The following is an 18,554-nucleotide window of genomic DNA, read 5'->3' on the forward strand; positions in this document are numbered from 1 at the left end:
ATCTCAACCCAACGAAACGACAGGAATAGATTTATAAATATCATAAATATTTTCAGGAGCTAATCCCGCTATCCGTTACAATCTTTGTGGGCTGAACCCCAGCCCACAAAGGATTTTCACTACTATCGGGGCTAAAATAAAATTCTGCTATAAAGCATTTTACAATTAAAAAAAACGGAAAAGCATGTCAAAACAATTCTCAGATTTAGGAGTTTCAGCAGGAATACTAAAAGCGATTACCGAAATGGGAATTGTAACCCCAACCGAAATTCAGCAGAAAACCATTCCGCTATTGTTAGCAGACAATACCGATATTGTGGGACTTGCAAAGACCGGAACAGGAAAAACTGCTGCTTTCGGACTGCCGTTACTGCAGTTAATTGACACAAATATTGTTGCTGTGCAGGCTGTTATCCTAGTGCCGACAAGAGAATTGGGACATCAGATTTTTGACAATCTGGAAAGTTACGCCAAATACCTGCCGGAAGTTTCTATAGCTTCTGTTTGTGGCGGCATCCCAATAAAACCGCAGATAGAACGTTTAAAATCACCAGCACATATCGTAGTAGCAACACCGGGACGTTTAATCGATTTATTGCAGCGCAAAGCTATCAGCCTGAAAGAAACCAAATTTCTGGTTCTCGACGAAGCTGATGAAATGATATCGATTCTTAAAGAAGCTTTGGACGAAATCATAACCGAATTACCAAAAACATACAGAACCTTTTTGTTTTCGGCGACTATGCCTGGAACCATCAAACAGTTAATTCAGAACTACCTAAATAAAAATGTGGTTCAAGTGAGCGCCAGTATGGAAACTGCCGGCAATCAAAGCATTGATCATAATTATATTGTAGTCGATCCTATAGAAAAACTGGATGTTTTAATGCATTTCCTAAATTCCAAAGAAGGAGAGCGCGGTATTATCTTTTGCAAAACCAAAGCCGCTGTCAATAAATTGGCAAAAAACCTAGCAATCAACCGCTTTTCATCAGGTGCACTGCATGGAAGTCTGTCGCAGGGAATCCGTGACCGGATTATGGAGCAGTTTCGCGAAGGACATATTAATATTTTGGTAGCAACCGATTTGGCTGCGAGAGGAATTGACGTGGCAGCAATCTCTTATGTAGTTAATTATCATTTGCCTGATGTTTACGAAGTATACGTTCACCGAAGCGGAAGAACCGCAAGGGCAGGAGCCAAAGGGCTTTCTTTAACCGTTTTACAGCCCGAAGAAGAAGCTGAAATTGCTGATTTCGAAAGAGAATTAGGAATCCAGTTTTCTAAATATAAAAAACCATCTTTCGCCAGTATTGAAGAGAATAATACCCTTTTATGGGCAAAACAAATCTTCAAAACCAAACCCAACCACGACGTTGATGCCGAATTGAAAACAAAAATAAAAACCATTTTTCATCATCTCACCAAAGACGAATTGATAGAAAAATTGTTAGCCAATTATTTACTTCAGAACAAAACTGAAGTTACGGAAAAGCCTGTTAAAAAATTCAAAAACTAAATTTTCCTCCTAGATATATATTGTACTTTTATAAATAGTAACAATTAGCTGTTAGTGTAACCATTAGTTGGGTTATACCAACACAAAGTTAATTAATCCCCAACAAGCCCGCCTCTCCACTAGAGAGGGGTTGGGGGTGAGGTTTCTAATCACTAAAAAAAGTAAATATGCACATAGTAATCATAGGCGGAGGTTTTGCCGGAATCAATTTAGCCAAAGAACTAACTGATCAAAAAGGGATCGAAGTAACCCTTGTAGACAAAAACAACTATAATTTCTTTCCGCCGCTCATTTATCAAGTGGCTACAGCTTTTTTAGAACCTTCAAGCATCAGCTATCCGTTCCGAAAATTCTTTGCAGGAAAAAAAAATCTGCAGTTTCGTTTAGGCGAACTGCAGAAAGTCGTTCCATCTGAAAACAAAATCATTCTCAATAACGGCGAACTGCATTACGATCAATTAGTATTTGCCACAGGTGCCGAAACCAGCTATTTCGGGATGGAAAATGTAAAAAAGAATGCCATCCCAATGAAAACCCTCAATGATGCAATCGAAATGCGAAATGCATTGTTGAAAAACCTCGAAAAAGCCGCCATCTGCAAAGACATCCGCAAGCGCCGTACACTGTTAACTATTGTAATTGCAGGAGGCGGACCCACAGGAGTTGAAGTGTCAGGGATGTTTGCCGAAATGCGCAAAAACATTTTACTCAAAGAATATCCAGAGTTAGACACCTCTGTCAGTAATGTTTATTTAGTCGACGGCGGGGATGCTCTGCTGTCGCCAATGAGCAAAGAGTCCCAGCAAGACACCCTGAATGCATTGACAAAACTTGGCGTTGTGGTAAAACTAAACACCAGAGTCGTAGATTATAAAGACGACACCGTTTTCTTTGCCGATGGAAACACCATTCAGACCAAAAATTTAATCTGGGCGGCTGGAGTCTCAGCAAGAGAATTCGAAGGAATTCCAGCAGAAAGTTACGGACGAGGCAAGCGCATGGCAACCGATGCGTTCAACAAAGTAAACGGAACCGAAAACATCTACGCTATTGGAGATACTTCTATTCAAACCAATGATCCCGATTTCCCGGGCGGTCATCCGCAGGTAGCGCAGGTAGCAATCCAGCAGGGCATTAACCTAGCAAAAAACTTCAAGTTAATGGTTCAGAACAAACCATTAAATCCCTTCAAATACAACGACAAAGGTTCGATGGCAATCATCGGAAAAAACAAAGCCGTTGTTGATCTGCCAAAACCCAAAATGCATTTCAAAGGCGTCTTTGCCTGGATGATTTGGTTATTCATACACCTCATTTCATTAATAACCTATCGCAATAGACTGCAGACATTCTACAACTGGATGATTGCTTATTTCTCAAAAGATCAGTCACTTCGAATGATTATCAGACCTGAGAAAAGAACAAAAGCCGATGCATAGGTCAATATAATATTTTGCCAGCATTTTTACACAATATTGTCCTTCCGACGAAGGAGGACACGAGCGAAAGCGAATTGGCGAAGCAATCTCCACCAGTAGCTCAACAATCAAAGTAAAAAAAAACACTTTGCTGAATAGTATTGCGGAGATTTCTCCTTCGTTGAAAGGACAAGTTAGTAAAGCTGTATTTTTTAAAAAAATCAGCAAGAAACCCTTACATTTCACCAAAAAATCATTTTAAATGAAAAAAATTAAATTTACACTACTATCTATTTTAATTACTATTAGTTTTCACGCCCAAAAAATTTCAGGAAAAATCTTGGATGAAAACAATAATCCCATTTCTGAAGCAAGAATCGGAATTGAAAACAAAGAAATTGGAGGTATAACAGATAGTAACGGAAATTATACTATTGACTTAAATAACATTGACAAAACCGAAACTTTCAAAGTGATAGCTAGTGAATATGAACCTTTTAAAGTTTCCATTGCTGACTTCGTCAAATCTCAAAACTATATATTCCAACTCAAGAAAAAAGCTATAGATCTTAATGCGGTAATAATCAATCCAAAAAAATATGTCCATAAGAATTTCGGCACTTCAAATGCTAAAAAAGCATATTTCAGTATTGATTCAAATGACCCAGATGATATTTTTATAGAACACTCCATAAAAATTAGTAACAAAAAGAAACTAAAGATAAAGAACATAAATATTAATATTGTTGATTCCAAATTTGAAAAAAACGCAATATTTATTTTTGATATTCAAAATGCAAAAAATGGTTTCCCAGATGACACACAATCTTTAATTAATGAAACTTTAAAATTGACAGTTTCAGAAAATGATATAAAAAACAAGAAATTGTCCCTCGATATATCTGATAAAAACATTTGGACTGATAAAGACTTTTTTATCTCAGTAAGAATGGCAGAGGACTTTAAAGGAAAACTTTCTTTTGGCGGAAATATTTTTGCATTTTCAAAAGATACTTACTACAGAAATTATTTGGGGGAATGGAAAAAATATTCAGGAGGAGAGCCGTCAATTAATGTTGATGTAATGATAGAAAAATAAGAAACGGCAGATAACAGCTATTACAACGTTAACAGCAAAATCCGAACGCAGCGAATAAAAAATATGTATAAAACATTTACCTTCTATATTTCTTTAATCTTGTTTAATTTATTTTCAGCATGTGATTTTAGTTGCAAAAAAATCTATTTTAATGAAAATGAAAAATATTGGATAACTCCATACAAAAAAGGCAACATTGAAATATTTCAATCCAATTTGGATTCACTTAAAAGAGACACGATATTTATTTTAGATAATACCCATTCTTTGCCTACGGGAAATTGCAATCCCTCAGTCTCTAATGTTGATCCTGAATCTTATATTATACATTATAAATATTCTCATAATGGAAAAATGAGTGATACAGATTATTTAATTCAGCATGTCAAAGAAATTGGATTGAGTTTGCCTGTAATTAGAATATATGACATAGAGTTTAATGGTAAAACTCTGAAAGATACAACAGTAGTTCTAAAGAATTTTGGGATTCAGCAATGCCATGTTTTTAGCAATTTTCAAAATTTCAATAATCTTCCAGATTTCAAAATAAAAAATTTCATTTGGAGCAAAAAACTTGGATTAGTTCAAATAAAACTTCATAATGGCGAAAAATACGAATTAATTGAAAAACAACAATCTAAAAAATAAATTCTACCACCACCATATGCTTTATATAATACAACTTCAATAAATAAAATAAAAAAAGATAATACATAATGAAAAAAATTACATTCTTGCTTCTTACAGTATTCATTACAAATTTTAATCATGCTCAAAACATAGTACTTGACAGTTTAGTCCAAAAGAATAGTTTTCCTTTCCAAAATGATAAAAACATATCGTTTCAGGGAAAAGGATGGGATGTTTTGCTAGACGAAATAAAACAATCTAATTCTGTTTTGCTAGGAGAAACTCACTTTACAAACGAAATTCCTTATTTCACAAATGCTGTTATAAATGAGGTTAAGTTTGACAACTTTTTCCTTGAGGTCGATCCATATTCAGTAGATATTATCGAAACAAAAATTAAATCGCTGTCTGCTGAAAAGCTTAACCTTTTTGTCAAAGAATATAGCACAAACTTTTCTTTTTTGGAATATGAACCGGAATTTAATTTGTTTAAGGATTTAGTGAAACGTAATACCAAAATATATGGTGTAGAACAAATCAGCATTTTTGCAGATCAAATGATAATTTCAAATTTAAAAGAAGAATCAAAAAATAAAAAAGTGATTGAGATATATAATCAAATGCTTCAAAATTCCAAATCACTTGCTTCAAAAGAAGGTTTAGAAAAATTCTACCTATTGTCCGAAGACTGCCTTCAGAAAATAGATCTGCTCCTGCAATTAAAACTTTCTGACAATGAGCGAAAACAAATAGAAGCATTAAAGTTAAGCAGAGAAATCTATACTAAAAGAAGTCATCTCTTAAGGATTCAGCTGATGAAAAGCATTTTGGTAAACCAAATGCCTGATTGGAAAAACAAAAAGAATCTTTTCAAATTTGGTGCGGTGCATGTGCCAAAAGGTGAAACGATATTAACAAAAACGGATATATATGATATAGGTAACTTGATTTCTAATATTGAAGAGGCAAATTATAGAAAATCGCTGCATATAATGCTTGTTGGAAAAGGAGAAGATGACGATGATAACAATAGTTTTAAATCTTTTCTAAATATTGTAAAAGATGACCAATGGTACTGTTTTGATTTAAGACCTTTAAAAAAATCTATTTTACAGAACAAGCTAAAAGTAGATGATATATATTTATCGAGAGTTATAAAAGGTTATGATTATCTTATTTATAGTCCTAAAGTAACTAAAAGCAAAGAAATCTCTATAGAGTAATAAAGCTTATTTCTCAAAATACCACTCACTGCGAATGATTATCAGGCCTGAGAAAAGAACAAAAGGGGAGGCGTAGGTCAATGTAATATTTACAAGCATTTTTAACAATATTGTCATTCCTGACTAAGGAGGACACGAGCGAAAGCGAATTGGCGAAGCAATCTCCTCCAGCAGCTCCACTGGTTTAAGTATATTATAAAACATTAATTTATGAGTGATATTCAAGATTTAAATATAAAAAAAGAAATATTACCTATTTTTGATTATTCTCTAAATTCATTCACTAGAAATAAAATCCTTAATTTATTAGAAACATCTCTTACAAGCGAAAGTCAAATTATTGAACGGCAAGATATTCTTAAAAGTTTCATTACCAATATAGAGCTATTAAAAAAATATTCATATACTGTTCTATATTTAAATGAAGTTCATTTTTTTCTAAATAATTTTAAAATCGAGCAGGCTGAAAGGAAATCCCTTTTGTTTTTTAGCTCTAGTACAGACGAGATATTATTGAACAATAAAATCCATCAATTAATATTGTTTTTCTATAGGCTTGAATCTATTTGCTTTTTAAGACTTAATTTAAGTGATTTCCCTGAAACATATAGAACCGATTTAAAAAGAATTTTAACTTTTCTTTCTTCTTTCCAGTTAAATAAATATGAGAAAATTATTAAAGAGAAGAAGTGGAAAAATAAGGATAGTAAAGAAATAATAGCTATAATTTTAAAACAAAAGTCAGAAAATAGGATCCAAACCTTTTGGGAAGATCTTTTTTTGTTCGAAAGCTATTTATCTATTAGTAGGGCTATTATCGATAAAAATTTTGTTTTCCCTGCTTTTGAAAAAAACTGTATAACTCTTACTGATTTTTATCATCCACTAATTAAAAACCCGGTAAAATACAGCTTTACATCTTCCACTAATGTTATTGTATTGAATGGACCAAACATGTCAGGAAAATCAACTTTCTTGAAGTCCGTCAGCCTATGTGTATATTTAGGAAATCTTGGTTTTGGAATTCCAGCATCAACAGCGAAAATTCCATTTTGTACTGATTTTTCAATAGGAATTAGTAAGCGTGATGATATTTTAAGTGGTTACAGTCTTTTTATGACAGAAATCATGAGTCTTAAAAATATTCTTTTGAAAGCAGTCGAAGGAAAAAGATGTTTTGTTGTTTTTGATGAACTTTTCAGCGGAACAAATATTGAAGATGCCTTGGAAATATGCACCACCACAATAAATGGTGTCAGTTCTTATTCTAATTCATTTTTTTTTATTTCTACACACATTCAAGAACTAAAAAATCTTACTAGTCCTGCTATTTCAACTTATTATTTAGACTGTGAGATAATTAATAATACACCTACTTTTACATATAAACTAAAAAAAGGGTGGTCAGAAATTAAGGTTGGAAGAATTTTGTTTGAAAAAGCAGGTTTAAATGAACTATTAAATTCTAAAATATAACCACTTACTCCACAATCAAAGTAAAAAAAAGAGCCACTTTATCGAATAGTATTACGGAGATTTCTCTTTCGTTAAATGGACAAGTTTGTAGATCTACATTTTAAAAAAAATTGCCGAGAAACCCTTAATGTAACAAGTTTGTAGTAACTTCAAAATAGTTTTAATTAAGACCATAATTTCTGATTAAAAAGCTATATATTTGAGAAATACAAAGCAAAACAAACCTTCGTATAACATCCTAAATTTGGATGATTTGCTAAGGTTTGTTTCTTGTATAAAGAAGTTATATGACAGCTTTGAAAAAAAGCAGAAAAATAAAACCTTAAAAAATGATTAGTTCTAAATTTATAATTGACATTTTAGACTTAATACTTGATGACGAAAAAGAAGCTAAACTTTTACGCAATCAAATTGGTTTTCTAACTGTAACGGAAATTGAACATACAGGAATCGGATTATTTATAAATTTTGAAAACGAACTCAAAAAAGAGTGTTTTAAAGTCGATAAGAACCTGACTTTTGACGGAGTTGAAATAAAGAATGAGGAACTTAATATTTTGGCTGACGCGATTCTTCATGTAAAAGACGGAATAATTTACCAACTTGAAATTTTTAATAAAAATGGCTCAGACTATCCAAAAGATGAAATTGAAACCTATACTTTGACGCAAAATTGGAATGGTTCAAAAAATAGAACTATATCAAAAAAAGCCGTCATATAACAGCTACTACAACGAATTTGGGCAATTGGCTTAATGGAAAGATAGTTTTGTACTTGGATGATTTGGCAAATCCGAAGAATGGGCTTAATTTAGTCCCAAACCCGCTGTAGTGCCAGAACGTTAGTGGCAAGGCTGACGCAGATGTGCTAACAAAAACTTACTACATAAAACTAACAATCAAAAATGACAATAGACTGGAATAATATATTAACCGGAGCAATTGGTTTTGCAATCGGACTAATTCTCAAAACTCTTTTAGACTTTAATATTGCAATATACATAATTCGCTGGTTTCATTGGCTTCCTGTAAGATGGCTCTTCAGGGCAACACCAAATGTTGTTGCAGGATTATGGGAGCAAGTCTGGAATTTTGATTCAACTTCAAGTTTTCCCAAAGACATTGATAGGCATAGTAATGTCACTATAAGACAATTGGGTGTTTTCTGTTACGGAGAGTTTCATTCTAAGGGGAAAACCTATTGCATATATGCACAGACAAGAGAAAACTTCATTTACGGTAGTTGGTTTGACAAAAACGACAAACTTGGATATTTTGGCACTTTCGAGTTAAGAGTAATAGATTCTAGCAATATGGAAGGAAAATGGATTGGACATTCTAAGTCTAAACAAGATATTTTAGGAGACACTTGGACTTGGAAAAAAATAAACAATTAGAACTAGACCAATTTATGGGCAAGATTACCTTCGACAAAGTAATTATTGAAGCAGACTTTTTAAAATCCGAAACTATGCTTTTTGATAAAGGTAACATTTCTATAATCAAATATTTTGATTTTGACCACACAACCTTTGACGCAAATAATCAAGACCTACTAAATGGTATTTCTGGACAGTCAATTATTTACTGTATTTGGACTGGGATATCTCCAAACAATTTTTCTCCTAAATACATTGGACACGCGGGAAATAAAATATCCAGACAACGAATTAGAGCACATTTGACAAAGAAAAACGAAGCTACTGGTGCCCAACTCGACAAGATAAAGGAAGTACTTAAACAAAAGAAATGTATTGGAATTTCGATAATCACAATTGAACCACCTTATATGCGAAAAGCTCTTGAAGACTGGCTAATAGACAAACATTCTGAAATACTAGAATGGAATGCAATCGGACGAAGACCCCAAACAAAACAAACACATAATAATAACAGTACTTCCATCGAACAATAGCCCAGCCACTAACAGCTACGACAACGGATTTGGCCAATAGGCTTAATTGAAAGATGGTTATGTATTTGGAAGATTTGGCAAATCCGAATAATGGGCTTAATTTAACTCCAAACCCGCTGTAGTGCCAGAACGTTGGCAGTAATTGTACTCCAAAAACACATTTATTCTAATGAGAAAACTTCTTTTAATTTCACTCCTAACATTCCTCATAACAAGCTGTGAGAATAAGAAGTCTGATAATTTTCATCCAGACATAATGAAACCAAATTGGGATGGAATAAAAACTGAAAAATTAAAATTTAAAATTGGAGATGTTGTTTCAATTTTTATTGACAAACAATATTATATTGGAGTTGTAATGGACTTTAACCAAGATGAAGCAGGAATCTGGTACGGTATATGTCTTAGTGATTATAGATGGGTTGTTCCTAATCAGAAAGATATTAGTGTATTGAATTTTTTCGCAAGAAAAATTCAAAGTGGTTTCGATGGTAATTGCATTGATAGTTATGACCTTACGTATCTTAATGAAAATTCTTCAACCAAAAATATAAGAGTTGTTGATAATCTTAAAATTGATATTAATAAAATAAGTATTGGAGCAAGTAGTCCAGCCAAAAATTTAAAACAATTAGAAGCCAACTATTTTAATGGAATACAAGTTAGACAACAAAAACCAACTGAATGTGATGAAGAAATTATGAATCCGAAAAGAGTAGCTGAAAGATACTTTAAAATAGATAATGTTTTGAAAGAATAAACAACTACTGCCAACAGCCACTACAACGGATTTGGCCCCCTGCTAGTGCGAGCGTCCCGCTCGTACCCATTTTGAATCTCAAAAAAGTTACATCTACAATTTATCACAAAAAAGAAAGTTATTGTAATACAATAGCTTTCTTTTTTTGTAATAAAAATAGTGTAGGTTAAATTTTATAATTTATATTTGAAGGATTAATTAACTATTTAAAACCTTCAAACCATGGAATCTACATCAAAATTAAGTCCAGACACTAAAAAAAGAAATTCAGTGAGCGAGACAGGTCACGCCAAGAACGTGGCAAACTTTCAGAGTCTAATTGCTTTCGTAACCGCATATGGGGCAACATACAACCCGAGCAAAAATGCATTAAAACTGCCACAGCTTACCGCACTTGCTACAGCAGTTCAGGCAAGTTTAGGAGATGTGGTAACCAAAAATACCGCTTTCAACAATAAAGTCAACGAGAGGGCAGTGGCATTCAAAAATTTAAAAACACTGGCAACCAGACTAGTAAACGCATTGCAGATCACCGATGCCTCAAGTCAAAAAGTTGATGATGCAAAAGGATTTAACAAAAAACTGCAAGGAACCAAATCTAAAAAAGCCGAAACGCCAATCGACCCAAATGCCGAAGTACCAAAAACTATTTCTACAAGTCAGCTGTCCTATGATCAGCAGATACAGCACTTGGCGGGATTAATTTCAGTACTAAAATCGGAAACAACTTATCTGCCAAACGAAGCCGATTTAAAAGTGGCATCCCTAACCACAAAACAAACCGACCTGACTGCCAAAAACAATGCCGTTGCAACAGCATATGCAGCGATCAGCAATTCAAGAATCGCCCGTAACGCCATATTATACAAAGAAGAAACAGGATTACTGGACATCGCCGCCGATGTAAAAAAATACATAAAATCAATCTACGGAGCAGCATCCCCACAGTTCGCTCAAGTAAGCGGACTAAAATTTGTGAAAAGCTTAAAATAAAACTAAAAAACAGGGCCGGTATATTCAAATACACTTGTCCTGTTTTTGATTATAACATTCTGATTTACGGTTATTGCATTCCAATTTATAAATATGGCATTCGCATTTACGGATATTGCATTCCAATTTATAAATATAGCATTCTCATTTACGGATATTGCATTCCAATTTATAAATATAACATTCGCATTTACGGATATTGCATTCCAATTTATAAATATAGCATTCGCATTTACGGATATTGCATTCCAATTTATAAATATAGCATTCGCATTTACGGATATTGCATTCCAACTTATAAATATAACATTCTCATTTATGGTTATTGCATTCCAATTTATAAATTCAATACCCAATATTGTCATTCCGACGCAGGAGGAATCTCCGCAAGCTGCTCTACAATAAAACTCCTTGAATGTTACGGAATAGCAAGTGAAGATTCCTCCTACGCCGGAATGACAAGTTTGCGGATTGTTGGGGTATTTAAAAAATGTGATTGGTAGGAATGAAGCAGTTTTCCCGCTAGCCCGATCGTCACTCTAGTACACGAAAGAATCTCAAAAAAGTTATGTTCGTACAACTTTCAATGAAACTTTTTATTCCCCATCAGGTTTGTCAGTTCCAATTCGGGCGCTCATTGGCACAGTCCAGTCACTTGGTTTGCCTGGGTTTTTAAAAATATAATGAGGAACTGTCGGTTTTATATGTTTAGCAAAAGCAAAACCTGCGTTTTTAATATTCTGTACTATACATCGAGCTACTTCATTGGCACCAAAACTATTAAAATGGGTATTATCAGCCAAAGCACCTATTTGTCCGGGAAAGGTGCCGTCTGGATAATGAACGAAGGCTTTTTTCGAAAGTTCATTACCCCAGCTTTGGTACAAAGAAGTTGTCATTTTAGTAACATCTATCAAAGGAACCTGCATCTCTTGAGCCACTTTTCGCATTGCATCCGGAAACTCGCCGTGAGTAGGCTTCAAAGTCCCATTAGAATTAAAAATACGTCTTTGTACTGGAGTTATCAATATTGGAGAACCTCCTTTATTTCTGGTTTTGGTAATTAAATCCTTTAATAAAGCGGTATACACCCCCGAAGCACTTTTTCCGTCTCCTGTTGCTTTTTCGTCATTGTGGCCAAACTCAATAAAAAGATAATCGCCTGGCTCCATTAAGTATAAAATTTTCTCCAATCGATAGGTGGCCTCAAAAGATCTGAGTGTCAATCCTGAATAAGCATAATCAGCAATCACAACATCTGTCGTTAGATAATTTTGAAAAAACTGCGGCCATGATGCCCACGGCTCCATATCATGTTCCATAACAGTAGAATCCCCAGCCATATAAATTGTTATAATTTTTGAAATAGGAGTGACCTTAATGCTTTGAACAATTGATGTCCCCAAAAACTCTAGGGTCAGTTTCTCATCCCAATTCAGCCCTTTAAGTTCGGCAGATTTAAGATTTATGGTATTGTTTATATCAAATTTCGCATTTCTTACATTGACCACAAACCGCATTGTTTTAGTTTCTTTTGGAGCAGTTTTAATCTCCCGCAGCATCAATCTTCTGGACTCGGCCTTTACAGTTGTAATACCGCTATTATTGCCACCCAAAACGACTTCCACACTATAATTCCCTTCTGAAAGCTTCATCGAAAAATAAAACGGGCTCTTAGCCGATATTGATTTGTCGTCAAAAGCTACATTTTTATCAGATTGCAAATCAAATCCGTATCCAATAGCTTTGGTATACACAACAGCTTTATTTATGACAGTACCAGTTTTTTTATCAGCATTTGTACCAAAATAAAATTCTTTAATTGGTGCGTTATCTTGGGCATTAGCACAGAATAAATGGGTTATGCATAGAAATAAAAAGATGCTTTTAAAATGTTTCATAAAGTGGGGGCTTAAAATTATTTGATATAAACTGATTGCTAATGTACAATGATTGCTCTTAAAAATATAGAATAAATTTTAATGACCAATCACAATTTCATCATCTCCATTATTCACAATAGTTTCCTTAATATTCCTTTTGCCAATATTCAAAACAATAAAAGCAATAATCGTGGTACAGGTCATAATAGCCACCATCGGAACCATCGAATCTTTTACAAAAATCCCAACTGCAAACGATGATAAAGCACCAATACCCAACTGAGTAGCACCCATCAATGCCGAGGCGCTTCCAGTATTTTTAGCAAAAGGAGCGAGGGTCAATCCAGCTGTGTTAGGGTTGGAAATACCCAAACAAGCCAAAAACAGAAACAACAGTGTCATTGTACTGTACAATCCTAAATCATCATTTATTGCCAAAATCAAAAAGACCGTACTGATTGCTATTTGGGCAGTCAATGCACCAAAAATCATCTGCTCACTGGAAAATCTTCGCAGTAATATGGAATTCAATTGGCTTGAACCAATAAAACTCACAGACATAAAAGCAAATATCCAGCCGTAAACTGTAGCATCAACTTTTAAAATATCCATGAACAGAATTGGAGAAGCTGCAACATAAGTAAACAACCCAGAGAATGCAATAGATCCCGTCAAGGCATATGTATAAAACTGTGGCACTTTGATGATTGATACAAAATTAGCAATGATTGGTTTGGGTTTCAGCGAAATAGTTGGATCAGGTTTATGACTGTCCGGCAAACCTACTTGTGATGCAATCAATATAAAAGTCCCTAGAAACATTAGGATATAAAAAATTGGATGCCAGCCGTAGTAAGTGGTAACATAACTTCCAATGGTTGGTGCCAGCATTGGCGAAAGCCCAAGAACCAGCATTAATTTGGATAAAACATTTGGTATTTCCTTCACAGGAAACAAATCCCGAACCATCGCAACCGCAGCGACTGTAGCCGCACAGCTGCCAACAGCCTGAATAAATCTAAGTCCGATAAAAACATGAATATCAGCCACCACAGCACATCCAAAAGAAGCCAGAATATAAACCATCAGCCCAATAAACAAAGGCTTTTTTCGTCCAAAACGATCCAATAACGGACCATATAATAATTGTCCAAATGAAATTCCTATAAAATAACTCGAAAGCGATTCTGAAACCAAAGTTACCGAAGTATGAAGATCCTTAGCAATCCCCGAAAAACTAGGCAAATACATATCAATCGAAAATGGCCCAAGAGCCGTCATAGAACCCAAAATCAGTATCAGCTGAATGTATTTTCCTTTTGTCATAATCTTTTTTGTCTGCCGCAAAGATAGGGTATTGAAATATTATAATTTTCATGAAGCGTTAAATGAAAATTATTGCTGCTTTAAATTGAAGAACGATATCATATATAAAACGTTCAAAACAATGAGATTTTCACCAGTTTCTCATAAAAAACATGCATATGTAAATGAATTATAATTTATATTATGTAAAATAGAATAATTAAAAGATCTATTTCTTTTAATCATTCTATTACTTTCTTCAACTCACGAGACAAAAAAAACTTTAAACAAATACATACACCTACTTGAAAACTAAAGACAAAAAAAAATCATCGCCTATTTGACGATGATTTTAAATTATTCAGCAAAATATTTTAGAAATATTATTTTACGCTAAAACTGATATTCCATGTATCCCAGCTCAAAACAACATCATTTGAATTAATTTTATAAACTAATTTTTCAACGCTTGAACCAGCAGTTTTTGGTTTTACTTTTACACGAAGCTGATCTTTCTTTTCATCATATTTATAAGCTCCCCATTGTTTAGCTTCTTTATTAAATATAATTGTACTTTCTTTTTCATTTGGGATTACAAAAAACGAATATTTTCCTGCCGGCAGTTTTGAACCTTCAATAGTAATTTCTTTATCTGTTTCAAATGTTGTTGCATCATTTGCTCCAGCACGCCAAACAGCATCAAATGGTACTAATTCTCCCCAAATTTTTCTCTCTCTTACAGACGGACTTCCATAATTGATTGTAATTGTAGCTCCTTTAATTTTTCCCGTTACAGTCTCAGCCGGACTTTTAGGTTTGTCTTGCGCATTTGCAAATACTAAAGTAAATAATGCAATTAATACAGCGAATTGATTTTTTAAGGCTTTCATAGTGTTTTTTTAATTATTTTGAAATAAAATTAAATAATTGCCGCCAATACCATACCATCACATATTATTTTATGAAAAATTTAACTATTCTGTAATTTAAACACTTAACAATTTTATATCTTCGTTTTGAAGCCAATTTTTTATTATTTTTACAAGCCTTACTTTTAGAACAAAACTATGAATACAATTGCCGAAAATATTGCTGATTTTTTAAAAGAATATCCACCGTTTGACAACTTGACTTTCCAAGAGCTATCAGCTATTGCGACAAATATCCGCGTTTTAAATTTAGATAAAAACGAAACTTTATTTCAAATAAATGACAAATTACATGATTGTTTTTATGTAGTTGCCTCTGGTACGATTAATTTATCAGTCATTGCAGATGCTGAAGAAACACTTTTAAATAAGTGTCATACCGGTGATGTTTTAGGGCTAAGACCCTTTTTTGCCAAAAACAATTATATGATGACGGCGAAATCCAGAGAAGACAGTATCGTATATGGTATTCCAATTACAACATTCAGGCCTTTTGTTGCTAATAATCCAGACGTATTAAATTTCCTTTTGGAAAGTTTTGCAACTAACACCTGGAATCCTAAAGAAAAAGAAAGCTTAAGAGGGAAACTGGCTAATGACAATGTCTTTAATTTAGATCAGAAGTCAGAAATGCAGTATTTTCAATCTTTAAATTATAATCGTTCACCACTGACAGCTTCCATCAATGATACAGCGAAGGATGTTGCTGTTTTAATGACAGAAAATGCTACAACAAGTGTTACTATATGTCAGGATCAGCTGCCTATCGGAATTATTACTCATAGTGACATGTGTTCCAAAATCGCTACGGGGCAATTTCCTTTGACAGTTACCATGAAAGCTATTATGTCTTCTCCTGTTGTAACCGTTGTAGAAAACATTTCACTAGCTGAGGCACAGCTGCTAATGCTGAAAAACAATGTGACTCACCTATGCGTTACTTTGGATGGGACAGATAAATCAGTAATTAAAGGTGTGATTTCCGAACATGATTTAATTATAGCTCAGGCCAATAATCCTGGAGTTTTAATAAAAGAAATTAAACGTGCATCCAGCCCTAAGGATTTAAAACATATTAGAGAACGACTAACAGAATTAATTCAAAATTCAATTCACAAGAACATTCCGCTTTCCAATATAAACAACATTGCGAGCGAAATAAACTCCGCTATTTTAAAACGCGCAGTAGAATTATCGATTTTGGAATTGGGTTCTCCCCTAGCAAGATTTGTTTGGTTAAGCATTGGAAGTCAAGGCAGAAAAGAGCAATTATTACTTACCGACCAAGATAGTATTTTAATATTCGAAGATGTACTTCCTGATAAATACAGGGACGTAAGAGATTACTTTTTGAAATTAGGAAAAAGGACGACGGCCACACTCGAAAAAGTAGGCTACGAATTGTGTCCGAATGGTCATATGGCAAGCAATATACTTTGGTGTAAATCACTGACAGACTGGACTAAACAATATGACAGCTGGATGAATACTCCAGGAGAAAACAGCAACGACTTAAGCAGTATTTTCTTTGACTTAGAACTTGTTTTTGGTGAGAAAAAAATATTTGAAGCTATTGAAAATGTTATTTCAAAAAATCAGGAACACAACTCTTTATTTTTCGATTTCCTAGGCAATGATGCGTTAAGAAAAAATTCGCCTCTTACATTTTTCAAGAAATTTGCACTAGAAGAAGAAGAACCATACAAAGGCAAATTTGATATAAAAACAAGAGCTTTAATGCCTCTTATTGATGGAGCAAGATTATTTGCATTACATTTTAACATCAAAGGACTTAACAATACGTATTCACGTTTCAAACAATTAGCTATTATCGATTCCAAACATTCAGATATTTATTTAAACTGTGCCGAAGCATTTTTGACTTTATCTAAATTTAGAGTAAATGAAGGACTGAAAAATGAAAATTCTGGTCAGTATATAAGTATGAATGAACTTAGCAAATTAGACAAGGAAAAACTAAAGAATGCCTTAGCCCCAATGAAAGACCTGGAAGAGTTAATTAAAAGTAATTTCAAACTAACGCAATTCTCATAATAATGCTAGATTGGCTAAAAAATATAAACAAAGAACATCCCGAATTTTGGAAAACTTACCTTGCTAAGTTTGACCAAAAACCTAAGCGGTACGTGGTGTTTACTACTGAAACTTCAGGATTAAATCCCGAGAAAGATGTTATTTTATCTATAGGTTCTTTTGCTATAATTAATAATAAAATCCATATCGGTGATAATTTTGAGTCTATTTTACTGCAATACAAATATTTTCATGACAATGGCTTGTCAAATGAATTTATTCTGGAAAGTAAAATGAAAAAATTAGGCGAACCAGAAGCTATTCAAAGCTTTATAGAATATATAGGAAATGCTGTTTTGATAGGACATCACGTTGATTTTGATGTTGAAATGATTAACAATGCCTTAGAAAGACTAGATTGTGGCAGATTAAAAAATGAAGCCTTAGACATTGATGTAATGTATCGAAAACTAGTCGACATCAATGACAAACAGTTTTCATTGGATGAATTGTCAGAAATTTTTAAACTCCCTAAAAACTATCGCAATTCACCTTCGGAAGATGCTTATACGATTGCTTTATTATTTTTGAAATTGAAGAAAAAATTAGGCATTAAGTAATCGGCAAACCTTAGAGCGAAATTATCTTTTGGAAACGACCATGATGCGTAATAGAAACTGGCCGTTTTGTCTCTGCAGTTGTATCTAAAAAATACGGAATTCCATTAGCCTTTTTTATATTTTCCAATGTTTCCAAAGATTTTATTCTGTCAAAATCGGCAATATCAGAAACAGCAATAGAATAAATGCTGTTTTCAGTAATTTCTGTTTGGGTATAAAAAACAAAATCTTCTATAACAACCTTTCCCGAATTCTGATTTTCATAAAAACACTGCAACAACCACGGAAAATAACCTCTAATTCCCGTACGGCGGTTATAAATTTTATAAGCAGCTTCTTTTCTGCTCCATAAATTCCAAACCATTATTTCCGGATTGGAATCATTATAAATCATATTCTGCTCTTCCCAAGAAAATACTTTTTCTAAGAAACCTTTTCTTTTCCAATTACTTTCCTTCCGGGATAATTCCAGATCTATTATATCATTCCCAATCATTCTTTTAAGAGCTCCTTTTCAATAATACCGATAGCTTCTTTTACATTCACCATTTGTTTCATCGATTCGTTATCAATTAAGATATCAAACTTCTCTTCAATATCTAAAATGACATCCACCAGATTAGCCGAATTTATTTTCAAATCATTGATAAAATCTGTTTCTTCAGAAAGAGATTCAAAAGCTCCTTGATCTTGAACATAAGGCCTTATTATATTTTTCAACTTTTCTAATGCTTCTTCTCTATCCATAAA

At 33.5% G+C, this 18,554-nt stretch carries 19 protein-coding genes; 14 read left to right on the forward strand and 5 right to left on the reverse strand.

What is annotated here, in order from left to right:
* Nucleotides 1–184: 184 nt before the first annotated feature.
* The 12 genes from C8P67_RS14590 to C8P67_RS22010 all read left to right on the forward strand — a co-directional run bounded on the left by C8P67_RS14590 (nt 185) and on the right by C8P67_RS22010 (nt 11,438).
* A complete protein-coding gene (locus tag C8P67_RS14590) occupies nt 185–1,519 on the forward strand; it encodes a DEAD/DEAH box helicase (RefSeq protein WP_115813904.1) in 1,335 nt (444 codons plus the stop codon).
* A 167-nt stretch (nt 1,520–1,686) separates the two neighbouring features.
* A complete protein-coding gene (locus tag C8P67_RS14595; protein WP_115813905.1) occupies nt 1,687–2,958 on the forward strand; it encodes an NAD(P)/FAD-dependent oxidoreductase in 1,272 nt (423 codons plus the stop codon).
* Nucleotides 2,959–3,199: 241 nt separating this feature from the next.
* Nucleotides 3,200–4,036: a carboxypeptidase-like regulatory domain-containing protein gene (locus C8P67_RS14600; RefSeq protein WP_115813906.1), complete on the forward strand. Its 837-nt coding sequence runs from the start codon at nt 3,200–3,202 to the stop codon at nt 4,034–4,036.
* Between the two features lie 63 nt (nt 4,037–4,099).
* Complete coding sequence (locus C8P67_RS14605; RefSeq protein ID WP_115813907.1) at nt 4,100–4,684, forward strand: hypothetical protein; 585 nt, start codon at nt 4,100–4,102, stop codon at nt 4,682–4,684.
* Between the two features lie 68 nt (nt 4,685–4,752).
* On the forward strand, nt 4,753–5,889 hold the full coding sequence (locus tag C8P67_RS14610) for a hypothetical protein (protein ID WP_115813908.1): 1,137 nt from the start codon (nt 4,753–4,755) through the stop codon (nt 5,887–5,889).
* Nucleotides 5,890–6,099: 210 nt separating this feature from the next.
* Complete coding sequence (locus C8P67_RS14615) at nt 6,100–7,365, forward strand: MutS-related protein (RefSeq protein WP_115813909.1); 1,266 nt, start codon at nt 6,100–6,102, stop codon at nt 7,363–7,365.
* 329 nt (nt 7,366–7,694) lie between these two features.
* On the forward strand, nt 7,695–8,087 hold the full coding sequence (locus C8P67_RS14620; RefSeq protein WP_115813910.1) for a hypothetical protein: 393 nt from the start codon (nt 7,695–7,697) through the stop codon (nt 8,085–8,087).
* 183 nt (nt 8,088–8,270) lie between these two features.
* Nucleotides 8,271–8,762 carry a hypothetical protein gene (locus tag C8P67_RS14625; protein ID WP_115813911.1) on the forward strand — a complete coding sequence of 164 codons (492 nt, stop codon included), beginning with the start codon at nt 8,271–8,273 and terminating at the stop codon, nt 8,760–8,762.
* A 14-nt stretch (nt 8,763–8,776) separates the two neighbouring features.
* Nucleotides 8,777–9,280, forward strand: a complete 504-nt coding sequence (locus C8P67_RS14630; protein WP_147298237.1) for a hypothetical protein — start codon at nt 8,777–8,779, stop codon at nt 9,278–9,280.
* A 169-nt stretch (nt 9,281–9,449) separates the two neighbouring features.
* Entirely contained in the window at nt 9,450–10,040 is a 591-nt protein-coding gene (locus C8P67_RS14635; protein WP_147298238.1) for a hypothetical protein, read from the forward strand.
* Nucleotides 10,041–10,262: 222 nt separating this feature from the next.
* Nucleotides 10,263–11,033, forward strand: coding sequence for a hypothetical protein (locus C8P67_RS14640; RefSeq protein ID WP_115813914.1), 771 nt, complete (start codon nt 10,263–10,265; stop codon nt 11,031–11,033).
* Nucleotides 11,034–11,126: 93 nt separating this feature from the next.
* A complete protein-coding gene (locus tag C8P67_RS22010; protein WP_147298239.1) occupies nt 11,127–11,438 on the forward strand; it encodes a hypothetical protein in 312 nt (103 codons plus the stop codon).
* 191 nt (nt 11,439–11,629) lie between these two features.
* On the opposite strand, the gene C8P67_RS14650 is transcribed toward C8P67_RS22010, so the two are convergent.
* The 3 genes from C8P67_RS14650 to C8P67_RS14660 form a co-directional block, all read right to left on the reverse strand.
* Nucleotides 11,630–12,934, reverse strand: coding sequence for a rhamnogalacturonan acetylesterase (locus C8P67_RS14650; protein ID WP_115813916.1), 1,305 nt, complete (start codon nt 12,932–12,934; stop codon nt 11,630–11,632).
* Between the two features lie 78 nt (nt 12,935–13,012).
* Nucleotides 13,013–14,242 carry a multidrug effflux MFS transporter gene (locus C8P67_RS14655; protein ID WP_115813917.1) on the reverse strand — a complete coding sequence of 410 codons (1,230 nt, stop codon included), beginning with the start codon at nt 14,240–14,242 and terminating at the stop codon, nt 13,013–13,015.
* A gap of 362 nt (nt 14,243–14,604) precedes the next feature.
* A complete protein-coding gene (locus C8P67_RS14660; protein WP_115813918.1) occupies nt 14,605–15,111 on the reverse strand; it encodes a DUF2911 domain-containing protein in 507 nt (168 codons plus the stop codon).
* Nucleotides 15,112–15,288: 177 nt separating this feature from the next.
* Between C8P67_RS14660 and C8P67_RS14665 the strand changes: the two genes are divergently transcribed.
* Nucleotides 15,289–17,205 (forward strand): DUF294 nucleotidyltransferase-like domain-containing protein, encoded by a 1,917-nt coding sequence (locus C8P67_RS14665; RefSeq protein ID WP_115813919.1) that lies wholly within the window; start codon nt 15,289–15,291, stop codon nt 17,203–17,205.
* A 2-nt stretch (nt 17,206–17,207) separates the two neighbouring features.
* Complete coding sequence (locus tag C8P67_RS14670; protein ID WP_115813920.1) at nt 17,208–17,804, forward strand: 3'-5' exonuclease; 597 nt, start codon at nt 17,208–17,210, stop codon at nt 17,802–17,804.
* A 10-nt stretch (nt 17,805–17,814) separates the two neighbouring features.
* On the opposite strand, the gene C8P67_RS14675 is transcribed toward C8P67_RS14670, so the two are convergent.
* On the reverse strand, nt 17,815–18,300 hold the full coding sequence (locus C8P67_RS14675; RefSeq protein ID WP_115813921.1) for a 4'-phosphopantetheinyl transferase family protein: 486 nt from the start codon (nt 18,298–18,300) through the stop codon (nt 17,815–17,817).
* Nucleotides 18,297–18,551 carry an acyl carrier protein gene (locus C8P67_RS14680; RefSeq protein ID WP_115813922.1) on the reverse strand — a complete coding sequence of 85 codons (255 nt, stop codon included), beginning with the start codon at nt 18,549–18,551 and terminating at the stop codon, nt 18,297–18,299. Before C8P67_RS14680 ends, C8P67_RS14675 begins: the two co-directional genes overlap by 4 nt.
* Nucleotides 18,552–18,554: the final 3 nt, after the last annotated feature.

The organism is Flavobacterium aquicola (assembly GCF_003385115.1).
Taxonomy (GTDB): Bacteria; Bacteroidota; Bacteroidia; order Flavobacteriales; family Flavobacteriaceae; genus Flavobacterium; species Flavobacterium aquicola.

Bases quoted from the DNA above. Each gene is read 5' to 3' on its own strand.
- C8P67_RS14590 (WP_115813904.1), top strand. From the start codon at position 185: ATGTCAAAACAATTCTCAGATTTAGGAGTTTCAGCAGGAATACTAAAA.
- C8P67_RS14595 (WP_115813905.1), top strand. From the start codon at position 1,687: ATGCACATAGTAATCATAGGCGGAGGTTTTGCCGGAATCAATTTAGCC.
- C8P67_RS14600 (WP_115813906.1), top strand. From the start codon at position 3,200: ATGAAAAAAATTAAATTTACACTACTATCTATTTTAATTACTATTAGT.
- C8P67_RS14605 (WP_115813907.1), top strand. From the start codon at position 4,100: ATGTATAAAACATTTACCTTCTATATTTCTTTAATCTTGTTTAATTTA.
- C8P67_RS14610 (WP_115813908.1), top strand. From the start codon at position 4,753: ATGAAAAAAATTACATTCTTGCTTCTTACAGTATTCATTACAAATTTT.
- C8P67_RS14615 (WP_115813909.1), top strand. From the start codon at position 6,100: ATGAGTGATATTCAAGATTTAAATATAAAAAAAGAAATATTACCTATT.
- C8P67_RS14620 (WP_115813910.1), top strand. From the start codon at position 7,695: ATGATTAGTTCTAAATTTATAATTGACATTTTAGACTTAATACTTGAT.
- C8P67_RS14625 (WP_115813911.1), top strand. From the start codon at position 8,271: ATGACAATAGACTGGAATAATATATTAACCGGAGCAATTGGTTTTGCA.
- C8P67_RS14630 (WP_147298237.1), top strand. From the start codon at position 8,777: ATGGGCAAGATTACCTTCGACAAAGTAATTATTGAAGCAGACTTTTTA.
- C8P67_RS14635 (WP_147298238.1), top strand. From the start codon at position 9,450: ATGAGAAAACTTCTTTTAATTTCACTCCTAACATTCCTCATAACAAGC.
- C8P67_RS14640 (WP_115813914.1), top strand. From the start codon at position 10,263: ATGGAATCTACATCAAAATTAAGTCCAGACACTAAAAAAAGAAATTCA.
- C8P67_RS22010 (WP_147298239.1), top strand. From the start codon at position 11,127: ATGGCATTCGCATTTACGGATATTGCATTCCAATTTATAAATATAGCA.
- C8P67_RS14650 (WP_115813916.1), bottom strand. From the start codon at position 12,934: ATGAAACATTTTAAAAGCATCTTTTTATTTCTATGCATAACCCATTTA.
- C8P67_RS14655 (WP_115813917.1), bottom strand. From the start codon at position 14,242: ATGACAAAAGGAAAATACATTCAGCTGATACTGATTTTGGGTTCTATG.
- C8P67_RS14660 (WP_115813918.1), bottom strand. From the start codon at position 15,111: ATGAAAGCCTTAAAAAATCAATTCGCTGTATTAATTGCATTATTTACT.
- C8P67_RS14665 (WP_115813919.1), top strand. From the start codon at position 15,289: ATGAATACAATTGCCGAAAATATTGCTGATTTTTTAAAAGAATATCCA.
- C8P67_RS14670 (WP_115813920.1), top strand. From the start codon at position 17,208: ATGCTAGATTGGCTAAAAAATATAAACAAAGAACATCCCGAATTTTGG.
- C8P67_RS14675 (WP_115813921.1), bottom strand. From the start codon at position 18,300: ATGATTGGGAATGATATAATAGATCTGGAATTATCCCGGAAGGAAAGT.
- C8P67_RS14680 (WP_115813922.1), bottom strand. From the start codon at position 18,551: ATGGATAGAGAAGAAGCATTAGAAAAGTTGAAAAATATAATAAGGCCT.